14 protein-coding genes and 3 pseudogenes are annotated in these 14,092 nt (G+C 72.0%); 5 read left to right on the plus strand and 12 right to left on the minus strand.

Annotated elements, in window-relative coordinates; translation table 11 throughout:
* Nucleotides 1-12 precede the first annotated feature (12 nt).
* Nucleotides 13-1,422, plus strand: a complete 1,410-nt coding sequence (locus QQK29_RS17675; protein WP_348533779.1) for an ATP-binding response regulator — start codon at nt 13-15, stop codon at nt 1,420-1,422.
* Between the two features lie 6 nt (nt 1,423-1,428).
* Here the strand turns inward: QQK29_RS17675 and QQK29_RS02430 are convergent, their stop codons facing one another.
* Both QQK29_RS02430 and QQK29_RS02435 read right to left on the minus strand, forming a co-directional pair.
* Nucleotides 1,429-2,013: a hypothetical protein gene (locus QQK29_RS02430; protein ID WP_284297493.1), complete on the minus strand. Its 585-nt coding sequence runs from the start codon at nt 2,011-2,013 to the stop codon at nt 1,429-1,431.
* A gap of 110 nt (nt 2,014-2,123) precedes the next feature.
* A complete protein-coding gene (locus tag QQK29_RS02435; protein ID WP_284297494.1) occupies nt 2,124-3,119 on the minus strand; it encodes a stage II sporulation protein M in 996 nt (331 codons plus the stop codon).
* A 17-nt stretch (nt 3,120-3,136) separates the two neighbouring features.
* Here QQK29_RS02435 and QQK29_RS17680 point away from each other — a divergent pair, with 17 nt between their 5' ends.
* From QQK29_RS17680 to QQK29_RS17690, 3 genes and pseudogenes are all read left to right on the plus strand, one after another.
* Nucleotides 3,137-3,367, plus strand: a complete 231-nt coding sequence (locus tag QQK29_RS17680) for a hypothetical protein (protein WP_348533780.1) — start codon at nt 3,137-3,139, stop codon at nt 3,365-3,367.
* Nucleotides 3,304-3,477 (plus strand): annotated as a pseudogene (locus QQK29_RS17685) (RDD family protein); the annotation flags it as partial. The gene QQK29_RS17680 and the pseudogene QQK29_RS17685, both read left to right, overlap by 64 nt.
* A gap of 170 nt (nt 3,478-3,647) precedes the next feature.
* The gene (locus QQK29_RS17690; RefSeq protein ID WP_348533781.1) at nt 3,648-3,965 is read left to right on the plus strand and encodes a hypothetical protein; all 318 of its coding nucleotides are present in this window, start codon (nt 3,648-3,650) and stop codon (nt 3,963-3,965) included.
* A 139-nt stretch (nt 3,966-4,104) separates the two neighbouring features.
* On the opposite strand, the gene QQK29_RS02445 is transcribed toward QQK29_RS17690, so the two are convergent.
* The 6 genes and pseudogenes from QQK29_RS02445 to QQK29_RS02465 form a co-directional block, all read right to left on the minus strand.
* The gene (locus QQK29_RS02445; protein ID WP_284297495.1) at nt 4,105-5,337 is read right to left on the minus strand and encodes a TrpB-like pyridoxal phosphate-dependent enzyme; all 1,233 of its coding nucleotides are present in this window, start codon (nt 5,335-5,337) and stop codon (nt 4,105-4,107) included.
* The gene (locus QQK29_RS18380; protein WP_284297497.1) at nt 5,295-5,459 is read right to left on the minus strand and encodes a hypothetical protein; all 165 of its coding nucleotides are present in this window, start codon (nt 5,457-5,459) and stop codon (nt 5,295-5,297) included. The genes QQK29_RS02445 and QQK29_RS18380 overlap by 43 nt, the downstream gene beginning before the upstream one ends.
* A 70-nt stretch (nt 5,460-5,529) precedes the next feature.
* A pseudogene (ahcY, locus tag QQK29_RS02455) lies at nt 5,530-7,010 on the minus strand (adenosylhomocysteinase).
* A 142-nt stretch (nt 7,011-7,152) separates the two neighbouring features.
* On the minus strand, nt 7,153-7,713 hold the full coding sequence (locus tag QQK29_RS18385; RefSeq protein ID WP_431308768.1) for a phosphohexomutase domain-containing protein: 561 nt from the start codon (nt 7,711-7,713) through the stop codon (nt 7,153-7,155).
* Between the two features lie 117 nt (nt 7,714-7,830).
* A pseudogene (locus QQK29_RS18390) lies at nt 7,831-8,564 on the minus strand (phosphohexomutase domain-containing protein); the annotation flags it as partial.
* 3 nt (nt 8,565-8,567) lie between these two features.
* Nucleotides 8,568-8,888, minus strand: coding sequence for a DUF3499 family protein (locus tag QQK29_RS02465; RefSeq protein WP_348533782.1), 321 nt, complete (start codon nt 8,886-8,888; stop codon nt 8,568-8,570).
* On the opposite strand from QQK29_RS02465, the gene QQK29_RS02470 reads away from it, so the two are divergent.
* Nucleotides 8,864-9,298, plus strand: a complete 435-nt coding sequence (locus tag QQK29_RS02470) for a metallopeptidase family protein (protein ID WP_284297500.1) — start codon at nt 8,864-8,866, stop codon at nt 9,296-9,298. The genes QQK29_RS02465 and QQK29_RS02470 overlap by 25 nt on opposite strands.
* Nucleotides 9,299-9,307: 9 nt before the next feature.
* On the opposite strand, the gene QQK29_RS02475 is transcribed toward QQK29_RS02470, so the two are convergent.
* The 4 genes from QQK29_RS02475 to QQK29_RS02490 all read right to left on the minus strand — a co-directional run bounded on the left by QQK29_RS02475 (nt 9,308) and on the right by QQK29_RS02490 (nt 13,663).
* A complete protein-coding gene (locus tag QQK29_RS02475; protein ID WP_284297502.1) occupies nt 9,308-9,649 on the minus strand; it encodes a hypothetical protein in 342 nt (113 codons plus the stop codon).
* Nucleotides 9,646-10,428: a variant leucine-rich repeat-containing protein gene (locus QQK29_RS02480; protein ID WP_284297504.1), complete on the minus strand. Its 783-nt coding sequence runs from the start codon at nt 10,426-10,428 to the stop codon at nt 9,646-9,648. The genes QQK29_RS02475 and QQK29_RS02480 overlap by 4 nt, the downstream gene beginning before the upstream one ends.
* 84 nt (nt 10,429-10,512) lie before the next feature.
* Nucleotides 10,513-12,240: a DUF5719 family protein gene (locus QQK29_RS02485; protein ID WP_284297506.1), complete on the minus strand. Its 1,728-nt coding sequence runs from the start codon at nt 12,238-12,240 to the stop codon at nt 10,513-10,515.
* Nucleotides 12,233-13,663, minus strand: a complete 1,431-nt coding sequence (locus tag QQK29_RS02490) for a hypothetical protein (RefSeq protein ID WP_284297508.1) — start codon at nt 13,661-13,663, stop codon at nt 12,233-12,235. The genes QQK29_RS02485 and QQK29_RS02490 overlap by 8 nt, the downstream gene beginning before the upstream one ends.
* Between the last annotated feature and the right edge of the window lie 429 nt (nt 13,664-14,092).

The raw sequence follows: 14,092 nt of genomic DNA on the forward strand, positions 1-14,092 counted from the left end.
GGCAGCGACGAGGTGTCGGATCTCTCGCACGCCTTCAACGGCATGCTCGATCGCCTGCAGCGCTCCTTCGACACCCAGCGCCGCCTGCTCGACGACGTGAGCCACGAGCTGCGCACGCCCATCACGATCGTGCGCGGCCACCTGGAGCTGCTCGACGCCGACGATCCGAGCGACGTCGCGAACACACGCGAGCTCGCGATCGACGAGCTCGACCGCATGAACGTACTCGTCGACGACATCGCCCTGCTCGTCAAGACGAGCCGCCCCGACTTCCTGCAGCTAGCCCCCGTCGACGTCGCGGAGTTCACCGAGCAGGTGTTCGCCAAGGCGCGCGCCCTGAGCGCCGAGCACGAGTGGCGGATGGAGTCCGCCCCGCGGGTCGTCGCGCCGCTCGATGCGACGCGCATCACGCAGGCCTGGCTGCAACTCGCCGAGAACGCGGTGAAGTACGCCCCGACCGGCACGCCGATCGAGCTCGGCAGTGGGCTCGCCGACTCGGCGCACGGCGAGGTGCTGGAACTGTGGGTGCGCGATCACGGCCCCGGCATCCCGCCCGAGAAGCTCGACTGGATCTTCGGCAGGTTCTCGCGCGCCGAGGTGGGGCGGGGCGTCGCGGGGTCGGGTCTCGGTCTGTCGATCGTGGCCGCGATCGCCGCAGGGCACGGGGGCCGGGCGTATGCACACAATACGGAGGAGGCGGGAGCGCGCGTCGTGATCGCGCTGCCGTTCGACGGGGAGGGGAAGCGGATGCCACGCATTCTGGTAGCTGAGGACGAGACGCGGATCGCGTCGTTCGTCGAGAAGGGCCTCAAGGCGGCGGGATACGAAGTCGCGACCGCGACCGACGGGGTCGTGGCGCTCGAGCTCGCCCGCGCCGGTGCCTTCGATCTGCTGCTGCTCGACCTCGGCCTTCCGGGGCTCGACGGTCTCGAGGTGTTGCGGCGGCTGCGCGAACGGGCCAACCCGATCCCGGTGATCATCCTCACGGCGCACGATTCGGCATCCGACACGGTCGCGGGCTTCGAGGGCGGTGCCAACGACTACGTCTCCAAGCCCTTCCGTTTCGACGAGTTGCTGGCGCGGGTGCGCGTGCGGCTCGACGATGCTCGAGCGCTCAGCACGCCGAGCGCGTCGCTGGATTGCGGCCGCGTGCGCCTCGACCTGCGCACGCGCCGCATCGCCTCGGATGCCGGCATCTTCGACCTGTCGGCGCGCGAATACGCCCTCGCCGAGGAGTTCATGCGCAACGCGGAGCAGGTGCTGAGCCGCGAGCAGTTGCTGAGCCGGGTGTGGGGGCTCGACTTCGACCCGGGTTCGAACGTGGTGGACGTGTACGTGCGCTATCTGCGCCGCAAGATCGGTGCCGCGCACCTGGAGACGGTGCGCGGCATGGGCTACCGGTTCATCGGCGACCCCGACTGATCGGCGTCAGTGGTGGCCGCCGTGGCCGCCTCCGCCGCCGTGGTGTCCGCCGCCCTGGCGAGCTCCGCCGTCGTGGTGACCACCGCCACCGCCGCGTCGAGGCTCCTCGGCACCGCCACCGCCACCTCCGCCGCGACCGGGGTCGGGGCTCCATCCGCCCTGGTCACCGCGCGGGTCGTGGTGCCGGGCGTCGTCGTGCCCGCGGTCGCCGCGCGGATCGCCGCGCCACGGATGCTCGGGGTGGTCGCCCTTCTTGCCCGGGTCGATCGCGACCGGCGGTGCGGGAGCCACCGGAGCCGCGCCTCCCGCGGCCGGGGAACCGGCATCCGTTCCGGTGCCGTCGCCCGCCGTGCCGTCGGTGGCTGTGTCGTCTGGGGCGGCATCGGGGGTTGTATCGGTGGTCGTGCCGCTCCCCATCGACGTCGACAAGTGCTGCTGGCCCGGCTCGACGGTCGCCACGGGGCCGAGGTCGAGGGGCGCGCCGTTCTGTTCGGCGACCTCCTGCGCGAGGGTGTACCCCACGCCTCCGACGAGTGCGGTCGCGCCGACGGCGCCCGCGACTGCCGCTGCGAAGATTCCTGTGCGCTTCATGCGAAGCCTCCTCTCGTCTTCGCCATCCAGCCTCACCCGCCAGCATGAGAGCGGGCGGTGTGCATCATGAGAGCTCTGTCATGTGCGACCGCACGTGCGGCGTGCCGGTGCTAGACGGAGACGATGCGACGTGCGCCGCTCTCGAACTCCTCGAGATCGCCCGTCTCGCCCGCCCGCACCGCACGTCGGCCGACCACCCACTGGTACACCACGAAGGCTGCGAGCGCGATCGTGCCGATGCCGATCTTGAGGGGCCACGGCCAGTCCTGCCGGGTGACGAATCCCTCGATGATGCCCGACACCAGCAGGGCCACGACCATGCCGATCACGATCGTGAAGAACGCGCGCCCGTCCTGTGCGAGCGCCTGCGCGCGGGTGCGGGCGCCCGGCGCGATCCACGACCAGAAGATCATGAGGCCCGCGGCCGCCGCGAGGAAGATCGCGTACAGCTCGAGCTGACCGTGTGGAGCGATGTAGAGGAAGAACTGGTCGAGTCGGTCGAAGTGGTTCATGACCGCCGCCGAGATGCCGAGCCCCTGGGCGTTCTGGAACACGACATACGGCACCCAGAGCCCCAGGATGCCGAACATCACGCACTGCGCCGCGATCCACGCGTTGTTGGTCCACACCTGCGCGGCGAATCCCGCCTCCGAGTACTCCGAGTAATAGCCCACGAAGTCCTCCTTCGCGTACTGCTCCAGGTCCGACGGCACCCCGAGCGCGGCGAAGGCCCGCGCATCCGTCGACAGCCACACGAAGTAGGCGGCCGCGATCGCGACCGTCACGAGCGCCACGGCCAGGGTCACCCAGCGGATGCGGTAGAGCGCGGCCGGCAGCTGCACCGCGGCGAACATCGTGAGCGCCTGCAGCGGGTTGCGACGAACACCCGTGAACAGCAGACGTGCCCGCCACAGTCCGAGCGAGAGGTGCTCGCCCTGCGCAGAGCCGCCGACGGTCGTGCGGATGGTGGCGAGCTGCGATGCGCCGGTCTGGTAGCGCTCGATGAGCTCGTCCGCCTCGGCCCCCGTCGGGCGGCGGTTGCGCGCCAACTGGGCGAGCCGATCCCACTCCGCACCGTGGGCGGCGGCGTAGGCGTCGAGGTCCATCTGCTTGAATGATACGCATGGCGGCGGATCCCGACGCAGACTGGGTCGACACCCTCGCCGACGACGATGCGCTGCTGACCGGCGAGGCCGTCGCCCTCGACCTGCGGCCCGCGAGTTTCGCCTTGCGCGCGGGGGCGCGGTCATCGACGTCGCGATCTCGGTTCTCGCGTTCGTCGTGCTCATCATGGCGTTCTTCGTCCCCGCCGGGCAGCTGCAGCTCGAGGCGGCCTGGGGCACCGTCTTTCTGATCTCGAGCCTCGTGCTCGCCTTCGTCGTGGTGCCCTGCACGGTCGAGACGCTCACGCGCGGCAAGTCGCTCGGCCGCCTCGCGGTGGGCGCGCGCATCGTGCGCGACGACGGGGGCGCGGCGGGCTTCCGCCACGCCGCCATCCGCGCGCTCGTGGGCGTGCTCGAGTTCCTGCTGACGTTCGGGGCCTCGCGGCGCTCGTCGGCATCCTCTCACCCCGCTCGAAGCGCCTCGGCGACCACCTCGCCGGCACCTACGCGCAGTACGAGCGGGCTCCCCGGGTGGCGACGCCCATCTTCGGCATGCCGCTCGAGCTCATGGGCTGGGCACAGGTCGCCGACGTCGCGCGGATGCCGGACCCGCTCGCGCGGCGCATCGCGTCGTTCCTCGCCTCGGCGCGCGACTTCGACCCGCTGCGGCGCGGCTACCTCGCCCAGCAGCTCGCGCACGAGGCGTCGCGCTACGTGTCGCCGCTGCCCGCCGTGGAACCGGAGCTGTTCCTCGCGGGCGTCACGGTGGCCCGCCGCGACCGCGAGGCGCGGGCGCTGCAGCTCGAGGCGGAGCGCCTCGGCCGCCTCGCGCCCGTGCTGCGCGGCTGATCGGGCCCCGCCGAATGGGAGCGACGGTTTCGAGACGCGAATCGCTGCGCGATGCGCTCCTCAACCAGCTCGACAGTCGAGGTGGTTGAGGAGCGTCGCTCCGCAGGAGCGCCGCGTCTCGAAACCGCCGCCGCTTGCCTTACACCGCGGGAACCCCGGCGAGGGATGCCGCGAGCGCGTCCTCCGAGAGCGCGTCGTCGGTGAGGTGGCCCGCGAGGTAGGACTCGTACGCGCCGAGTTCGAGCAGGCCGTGGCCGGAGAGTCCCACGACGATCACCCGCTCGTCACCGGCCTCCTTCGCCTCCAGCGCCTCGCGCCGCGCCTGGGCGAGCGCGTGGGCCGACTCGGGTGCCGGCACGATGCCCTGCGTGCGGGCGAATTCGACGCCGACCTCGAAGCACTCGAGCTGCTCGAGCGCGACGGCGTCGATGAGCCCCTCGTGCACGGCGTGCGAGACGAGCGGCGCCATGCCGTGGTAGCGCAGGCCGCCCGCGTGGATGGGGCTCGGAACGAAGTCATGGCCGAGCGTGTACATCTTCATGAGCGGGGTCATGCCGGCGGTGTCGCCGAAGTCGTAGCGGTACTCGCCCCGCGTGATCGTGGGACAGGAGGCCGGCTCCACGGCGACGATGCGCGTCCCGGCACCGTTGACCAGGTTCTCTCGCAGGAAGGGAAAGCTCAGCCCCGCGAAGTTCGAGCCTCCGCCCGCGCAACCGATCACCACATCCGGAGCGCCTTCGCCCGCCTTCGCGAGCTGCAACAGGGCCTCCTCGCCGATCACCGTCTGGTGCAGCAGCACGTGGTTGAGCACCGAGCCCAGCGCGTACTTGGTGTCGTCGGCCTGGGCCGCGACCTCGACGGCCTCCGAGATCGCGATGCCGAGCGAACCCGGGTGATCTGCCGGGAACGCCTTACCCGACTCCGTGAGTTGCGACGGTGAGCGGTGCACCGTGCCGCCGAACACCTCGATAAGGGTGCGGCGCTGCGGCTTGGTGTCGAACGAGGCACCCACCTGCCACACCTCGCACTCGACACCGAACAGCGCGCTCGCATAGGCGAGAGCGGTTCCCCACTGCCCCGCCCCCGTCTCGGTGGTGAGGCGCCGGATGCCGTGCAGCGAGTTGTAGTACACCTGCGGCACCGCGGTGTTCACCTTGTGCGAGCCGGCCGGCGAGACGCCCTCGTACTTCACATAGATGTGCGCGGGGGTGCCGAGCTTCTTCTCCCACGCGCGGGCGCGGATGAGCGGCGAGGAGCGGTACTGCCGGTACACCTCGAGCACGGGCTCGGGGATGTCGACGTAGCGCTCGGTGGTGACCTCCTGCATGATCAGCTCGATCGGGAACAGCGGCGCCAGATCCTCGGGCCCCACCGGCTCGTGCGTCGCCGGGTGCAGGGGCGGCGGAGGGGCGTCGGCAGGTCGGCGACGATGTTGTACCAGCGCGTCACCTGCTCGTCGGGATCGAGGGTATAGGTCACCTGTTCGTCGGCCACTGCGGCTCCTTCGTCGTCGGGCTGTCCCGCCGAGCGTAGAGGGCGCGCCGGGCCGCGAGCAAAACGGGGTTCAGTAGCGGTAGTGGTCGACCTTGTACGGCCCCTCGACCGGCACGCCGATGTAGGCGGCCTGCTCGGGCGTCAACTCGGTGAGCTCCACGCCGAGGGCGGCGAGGTGCAGCCGGGCGACCTTCTCGTCGAGCACCTTCGGCAGCACGTACACGCGGGTCTCGTACGCGTCGCGGTTCACCCACAGCTCGAGCTGGGCGAGCACCTGGTTGCTGAACGAGTTGCTCATGACGAAGCTCGGGTGCCCGGTGGCATTGCCGAGATTCATGAGGCGCCCCTCGGAGAGCACGAGCACGCTGCGCCCGTTGGGCAGCCGCCACTCGTGCACCTGCGGCTTGATCTCGACGCGCTCGGCACCGGGCAGCGACTCGAGGCCGGCCATGTCGATCTCGTTGTCGAAGTGACCCACGTTCGCGACCACCGCGAGGTGCTTCATGTTCAGGATGTGGTCGAGCGTCACGACGTCCTTGTTGCCGGTCGTGGTGATCACGAAGTCGACCTCGCCGATGACGCTGTCGAGCTTGGCCACCTGGAAGCCGTCCATCGCGGCCTGCAGCGCGTTGATCGGGTCGACCTCCGACACGATCACGCGCGCCCCTGCCCGCGCAGGGCTTCCGCCGAGCCCTTCCCGACATCCCCGTAGCCGCATACGAAGGCGACCTTGCCGCCCATGAGCATGTCGGTGGCGCGGTTGAGGCCGTCAGGCAGCGAGTGCCGGATGCCGTACTTGTTGTCGAACTTCGACTTCGTGACCGAGTCGTTGACGTTGATGGCCGGGAAGAGCAGCTTGCCGTCACGGTGCAGCTCGTAGAGCCGGTGCACGCCGGTCGTGGTCTCCTCGGTCACACCCTGGATGTCGGCGGCGATCCGCGTCCAGCGCTGCGGATCCTGTGCGAGCGAGGCGCGCAGGGTCTCCAGCACGACGCTCCATTCGTGGCTCGCATCCGCGGGCGTCTCGGGCACCGCACCCGCGAGCTCGTATTCGCGGCCGGTGTGCACGAGAAGCGTCGCGTCACCGCCGTCGTCGAGGATGAGGTTCGGGCCGGTCCAGTCGGCGCCCGCGGCTGCGGCCTCGGCAGACCAGTCGAAGATGCGCGAGGTCGCCCACCAGTACTCTTCGAGCGTCTCGCCCTTCCAGGCGAACACCGGCACGCCCGCGGGGCTCTCGACGCTGCCTGCGGCACCCACGACGACGGCGGCAGCCGCCTCATCCTGGGTGGAGAAGATGTTGCAGCTGGCCCAGCGCACCTGGGCGCCCAGCGCAACGAGGGTCTCGATGAGCACCGCGGTCTGCACCGTCATGTGCAGGGAGCCGGCGATGCGGGCCCCCGCGAGCGGCTGCGTCGGACCGTACTCCTCACGGAGTGCCATGAGGCCCGGCATCTCGTTCTCGGCGAGGCGGATCTGGTGACGCCCCGCTTCGGCGAGCGCGAGGTCGGCGACCTTGAACGGAAGGGTGGTCGCGGGGCTGGAGATGCTCATCCCCCATTGTCGCAGGGTCGTGACCGTTGAGCTGGTTGAGGAGCGACCGCGCAGCGGACGCGTCTCGAAACCAGCGACCCCGCGCGTGCCGACGGCGGTTTCGAGACGCCGCTGCGCGGCTCCTCAACCACCTGAGTGCGCCCTAGCGCCGGATGAGGGCCAGCACCTCGTCGCGGATCGCCGCCATCTGGGGCTCGGTGGCAGCCTCCACGTTGAGCCGCAGCAGGGGCTCGGTGTTGGAGGGGCGCACGTTGAACCACCAGAAGCCCTCGTCGGGCGCGCCGACCACGGTGAGTCCATCGAGTTCGTCGAACTCGCCGCGCGCCGTGAACGCGTCGACGATGCGCGTGTAGGCGGCGGGCACATCCGCGACGGTCGAGTTGATCTCGCCCGAGAGTGCGTACGGGTCGTACGAGGCCGCGAACTCCGAGAGCGGTGCATCCTGCGACCCGAACTCGGCGAGCAGATGCATGGCGGCCAGCATGCCGTTGTCGGCGCCCCAGAAGTCGCGGAAGTAGTAGTGAGCCGAGTGCTCTCCGCCGAACACGGCGCCGGTCTCGCGCATACGGTCCTTGATGAGCGAGTGGCCCACCTGGGTACGCACCGGAATCGCGCCGGATGCCTCGATCGCCTCGGCGACGTAGCGGGAGGTGATGAGGTTGTGGATCACGTACACCTCGCCCGTCTCCCCCGAGGCACGCACGCGCGCCACCTCGCGCTGCGCGACGATCGCGGCGACGGCGCTCGGGCTGACGGGCGCCCCGGTCTCATCGACGACGAAGCAGCGGTCCGCGTCGCCGTCGAAGGCGAGGCCGAGGTCGGCACCGTTCTCCACGACCGCCGCCTGCAGATCGCGCAGGTTCTCGGGCTCGAGGGGTTGGCCTCGTGGTTGGGGAACGTGCCGTCGAGCTCGAAGTAGAGCGGCACGATCTCGAGCGGCAGCGCGGGGAGCGCGGCGGCCGTGCCGAGCACGGCCGGCACCGTGAGCCCGCCCATGCCGTTGCCGGCATCCACGACGACCTTGAGCGGGCGCACCCCCGACAGGTCGACGAGCGAACGCAGGTGCGCGGCGTAGTCCGCCAGCACGTCGCGCCGCGTGACAGTGCCGGGGGTCTCGACGGCGTGCACTCCGCCTGCCGCGAGGTACGCCTGCGCACGATCGCGGATCGCCGCAAGCCCCGTCGCGAGCGAGATGCCCTGCGCGCCCGCGCGGCTGAACTTGATGCCGTTGTAGCGGGCCGGGTTGTGACTTGCCGTGAACATCGCGGCGGGGGCGTCGAGCCATCCGGATGCGAAGTAGGTCTCGTCGGTCGAGCACAGTCCGATGTTCACGACATCGGCACCTCGCGCCGAGGCGCCGCGCTCGAACGCGGCCGCGAACTCGGGGCTCGAGTCGCGCATGTCGTGGCCGACGACCACCGTCTGGCCCGCCGCGCCGAGTTCGTCGACGAAGCCCGCCGCGAGCGCCTCGACGGCCTCGACGGTGAGCTCGGTGCCGACGAGTCCACGCACGTCGTAGGTCTTGACGAAGGCGGAGAGATCAGCAGCGGTCACGGTCTACGACTGTAGTTCACCCGTCGTCGCGCTGTACTCATCCGCCTGGTCTGCGCCCCCGGGCATGACGTGCCGCACGATCTGCCACCCCTGCGGCGCCGAGAGCCGCTCGGCGTGCCGCTCGCACAGGTCGTAGCTGTGCGGTTCGCGGCGGATCGCGAGCGGACCGAGCACAGCCATGGCATCCGCGTAGTCGTACGTGAGGGTGGCCACGGCGTCTCTGCCGCAGGCCACTTTGCTGCACGGTCGCGCGCTCATCGCCCCGAGCCTACGCCGAGCTGCGCGCCTAGACTGGCGACATGCCCCGATCTGCGCCCCGCGCATCCACGCGACTGGGGTACCGCGATCGCCACGGCCGCGGCATCCGGTCGGCCGTGACGGGCCCCCACCTGCCCATGCTGCGCACCCGCATCGACTTCTTCGACGCGTGCGTGGCATCCGCCGTGGAGTATCTGCGCGCGCTCTGGCCCGAGGAGCTCACGGGGGTGCGCATCGACGTGGCGTCGTTCCCGCCGGGCGAGCAGGGCCCGGATGGTGTCGACCGCTGGCGCACGGATGCGCGCACCCGGCGCGTGGTGCTGTACCGCGTACCCATCCAGCGTCTCGCGATCCTGCACCGCGACGACGACTGGCACCGCCGCTCCTACATCGAGAGCTGCGTGTTCCGTGCCGTCGCCGAGCTGCTCGGCAAGGACCCGTGGGACATCGCGCCCGAGCGCTACCGGCACTTCTGAGGCGGTGCCTCAGCCCGACGTCGGCGCGTTGAGTTCGGCCGCCCAGTCGCGGATCGCCTGCCGCTCCGTTGCGTCGCACACGTAGCCGTACCCGAGCGTGACATTGCCCTGCCTGAGCGACCACTCGTCGAGCACCGTCAGCGAATAGCAGTCGGCCATCTTCTCGTTGCTGCCCTGGAACAGGCCGCTCGCGAGCAGCCGGTCTGCCGCGCTGCTCCCGTCGTCGAACCGCGCGGCGTCGGCGGCCTGGTAGACGTGCGCGAGCTCGTGCGTGACGACCATCCGCTTCTGCCAGTCGCCCGGCAGCTCGAGCTCCGACGCGAGATGGATCGTGAGCGGATCCGACCTCATGGTGCACCCGATCGATCCGTCCCCCGCCCGCAGGCCTCGGCCGCGTCCCAGCGCACGTCGATGAAACCGTCGCCCGCCTCATCGACGAGCTGCTCGGTGAGGGTCCCGGATGCGTTCACGCGGCGGTCCCGCGCCGTCGCCACCGCGACCTCCAGCTCGTCGCGGAACTCCCGCATCCGCTCCGCGATCGAGCGCGCGTGGGCCTCCGACATCGGCCTCTCGGCGGCCTCCCGCTCGAGCCCGCGCACGAATCCCTCGTTCAGCACGAGCGGCGCCACGGGGTTGCCGATGAGCTCCACGGCCAGCTCGTCGTAGGCGGCGCGATCGGCGTGGTAGCTCGCCAGATGCTCCTGCGCCCTCCCGTCGTCGCCGGCCTGCGGCACCGCCGGGCGATCGTCGCGCGACGAGGGCGAGGGCTCGCCGAGCCCTGCGAGCACCGAGGCGATCACGACGAGCACCACGATCCCGACGACGAGGAGGCACCCGCATCCGCCGAGCCACCATCCGATGGCGGTGCGGCGGGCGGGCGGCACGGGCGCGGATGCTGCACCGGGTGGGGCGTACGGCGCCGTCCCCGGGTGCGGGGCCGGGGCCGTCGGTGTGGGCTGCGGGGCGGGCGGGGGCTGCGGGGCCGGCGGCGGTGCCGCCTGCGGTACGCCGCCGGGATTCACCGTCGCGATCCACTGCCGCAGTTCCGGGTACGCCTGCGGGTTCACCCAGATCGTCGGATGCAGATCCCAGCGCCGCGCGGCGACCTCCGCGAGCACGCGAGGCGGCACCCGGGGTCGGCTGCGGCACGCGCTTCCGAGTCGGCGGACCCATCCGTCATCGTCGCTTCGGCATCCGCGGTGTCGAGCCCGCCCTCACGGTCGGATCACGAGGGGACTGTCGGCGGCGCGCGGCGACACGATCGGGTAACCGGCCAGCTCTCCGCGTGCGGCGAACGTCAACGCGGCGGCCACGCCCTTCGCCCCGCTCAGCAGATAGCCCGTGTCGGCGTCGAGACCGACGGCGGCGGAACCCGCGGCCGGCACCTCGAGCGTGATCGCGGCACCCCCGTCGAGCGGCGTGAGCGTGAGGGTGTGCGCCACGCCGTCGGTTGCGGCGGCTACCAGCACGGGGGTGCCGGCGTCGGCGACGGCGATCGCGACGTCTCCCGTGAGGCCGGATGCCGACGCGAACCAGGCGAGGTCCGCGTCACCGGGCTGGATGTCGCCGTCTGCATCCGTGGTGGGCGCCGAGCTGGTCGACGCCCGCACCGCGGCGACGACCGGCGCGTCGCCGCGCACCGTGACGGTGTAGCTGCCATCCGCGAAGGGTGTGGCACCGAGTTCGAACGCCGTCGAGAGCGCCGTGTCGACCACCTGCCCGGCGGGCACCTGCAGGGGGAACGACGTCGCGGGTCCGTCTCCGGCGGTCGGTGTGACGCTCACCTCGATGAACGCAGTCTCGTCGCCGGGATTGCCGACCCGCACGATCGTCTCGAGATCCTCGTAGCCCTCGAGGCCGAGCGAGCTCGCGACGCCCTCGGCATCCGCGATCCGCACCGCCGGGATCACGAGGTCGCGCGACGGCGCGGCGCCCGCCGAGACGAGATCGACGCCGCCCGGGTCGAGCACGCGCGTCACCGAGGTCTGCAGGGCGGCGACCACCTGGCCGCCGCGCGCCTCCACGTGCACCATGGGCGAGGTCAGATCGGGGGCGAACCCCGAGAGCGCGAGCACGCGCTGGCCGTTGGCTGGCACCGCGATGCCCTTCATGCCGGGCGCCGAGATGGCACCCGATTCACCCCACATCGTCACCTCGACCTCGGCCTCGACGGCCGTGGGGTTGGCGAGCAGCAACAGCGTGGTGCGACCGACGGTGGTGGCTCCGCCCACGAGCCAGGCGGAGCTCGTGGGCTCGCTGCATCCGGCGATCGCGAGGCCGCGCAGGCCGCCCTGGCCGTCGAGCTCCTGCGACTGGGCGGCCGCGAGCACGGCGTCATCGGATGGCGCCACGCGCAGCAGGGTCGGCGCGCTTGTGCTTCCGCCGCTGTCGGCATCGCTCGTCGCAAGCGGCGTGCGGCTGGGGCTGCCCGTGGCGGCCACCGTGAGCTCGGGGCGACCGACGGCGAAGGGCTGGCCCGCGTTGGCTCCCGTCTCATCTCCCAGGCGGAGCGTCGCACCCGGGCAGAGCGCCAGCAGGTCGGCGGGCTCGGGCTCGACGGTCGTGGCCAGCGGCGTGATCCCGAGCGTGGGAAGCGGAACCAGACCGACCGCGGCGATGACCGCGGCGGCGGCCGCCATCCCCGCGAGACCACGGACGACGCGCAGCGAGATGACCGTGACCGTGCGGCCCATGCCCGGCGCGCTGCCCGCCTCGGGGGCGGCGTCCGCGGCAGCGGGCTCGGGCTCGCCGAGCTCGGGCTCGGCGGCGGTCTCGGCATCCGACGTCGAGTGGGCCGAGTCGGTCGAGTCGGTCTCCACGTTCGCGTCCTCGGTCGCCACGTTGCCGTCGTCGGTCTCGCCCGCCGGGGGCGCGACCGACTCGGAGCTCGTCGGCGTCGCATCCGCGTCGGGCGTGAGGTCGGGGCGCTCGTCGTCAGCCATCGGTGTCCTCGTCGAAGGTCGTGGCCGCCGGCTCGTCGAGCGACGACTGCGTCTGCACCACCCGGCGGCGGCGGCGGGTCGGGATCGCGAGCAGCAGCGCGATGAGCACGACGACGGCCTGCGCCGCGAGCACGCCGTAACCGTAGGCCCCGCGCGACGGCGGTTCGGTGTCGTCGCGCTCGAGGTCGTCGAACACCCACAGCGAGCCGTAGCCGCTCTCGCTCGCGGCCGCGAACTGGGGTGCCGCGTCGAGCGAGGCGACCGCGCGCTCCCGCACCGCCACGGCATCCGGCTGCTGCGGGTCGGCCGCCGTCACGAGCACGAAACCGATCTGGAAGTGCTGCAGATCCGCGACGGGGTCGAACCCGCCGCGCGAGGCGAGGTTGCCGGCGAGTTCGGCGAGCGCGCGATCCTCGTCACCGACCTCGGTGCGACCGGCGTGCAGGGCCGACTGGTCGTCGAGGGTCGTTCCCTCGCCGCGCTGCAGCTCCGCGGCGAGTGAGCCGTCGGCCTCGGGGGTGAGCACGAGCGTGCCGAGGCCCGGATCGCGGATGCCCGCGACGTCGGCGAGCGCGGGAAGCACCCGGCCGTCACCCGGATGCACGGGAACCGTTCCGAGCACGAGGGCGCCGAGCAGCGGCGTCACCGCCAGGATCGCCGCCACCACGGCGGCCGAGCCGACGCCCACGGCCGCCCGGCGGATCGCCTCGAGCCCCACGATGGCGGCCCCCACGAGTCCCAGCCAGTAGAGGCTGAGCGGCGCACCGGGCCACGGGCCGGTCGCCGTCGCTCCGATGGTGGTCACCTGCACCTGCGCCGCGAGCCACGCTGTCGCGAGACCGCCCGCGGCCACCGCGAGCGCGGGGATCGAGCGCCGGGCACCGGGAAAGAACAGCGCCAGCAGGGCGAGGGCCGCCACGGGGGCCAGCAGCACCGCCGTGAGCAGTGCACCCCAGCCGGTCGGCAGGCCGAACGCGGTGAGGATGCCGTCCCAATCGGCGAGGTCGGCATCCGGGTGCCCCACGAGCAGGCCCCAGCCGGAGGTCGGGGTGTACGGCTGCACGAGGCCGGGGTCGGCGAGCACGGCGAGCGGCGTGCCGCGGTTGAGGGCGCTGAGCACGAGGGGCGCGAAGAAGACGATCGCGGGGATCGGTACGCCGATGATGCGGGCGAAGCCGCGCGGTCGGGCGAGCGCCCACACGATCACCGCGAGCAGCAGCACCGGTGCGAGCACGGGCGAGGCCGCGGTGATCGCCAGGAAGAGCAGCGACGCGGCCGCCGAGGCGCTCCACGAGCGTGAGCCTTCGATGAGGGCGAGAGCGAACCACGGCAGCAGCACGTGCACGAGCACGGCGCCGATCCGGCCCTCGCCGAGCGCCGCCAGGAAGGCCGGCGCGGCGATCCACAGGATGGCGGCGGCCACGGGGGCCACGCGCGCTCGCTCAGGCGGGTCGCCGCCCACCACGCCCCGAGCGCCGCGAACGGCATCGCGGTGATCCACAGCAGCACGATCGCGTACGAGGGATTCCACCAGGTGCTCGAGCCGAGCACGGCCCACAACGCGGTCGCGGGGTCGGCGGCTCCCGAGAAGCCCACGCCGATCTCGCGCCATCCCCAGCCGAGGCGCGACCAGAGCTCGGATGCCGTGGTGGCGAGCGGAGCGAGCCCTCCGCCTTCGAGCGTGGTCGCGCCGAGCAACCGCCACGACACGATGAGCCCCGCGAGGATCGCCGCCGCGACCACCCAGATGCCGCCGCCGAGGAAGGAGGCACGCACGAGGTCCGGTTCGCGCCCCGCACGGTCGTCGGCCTGGTCGCGCTCATGTGCCCGATGCTCACGCAGCTCGGCGCCG

It is taken from the genome of Homoserinibacter gongjuensis (assembly GCF_030161875.1).
GTDB classification, from domain to species: domain Bacteria; phylum Actinomycetota; class Actinomycetes; order Actinomycetales; family Microbacteriaceae; genus Homoserinibacter; species Homoserinibacter gongjuensis.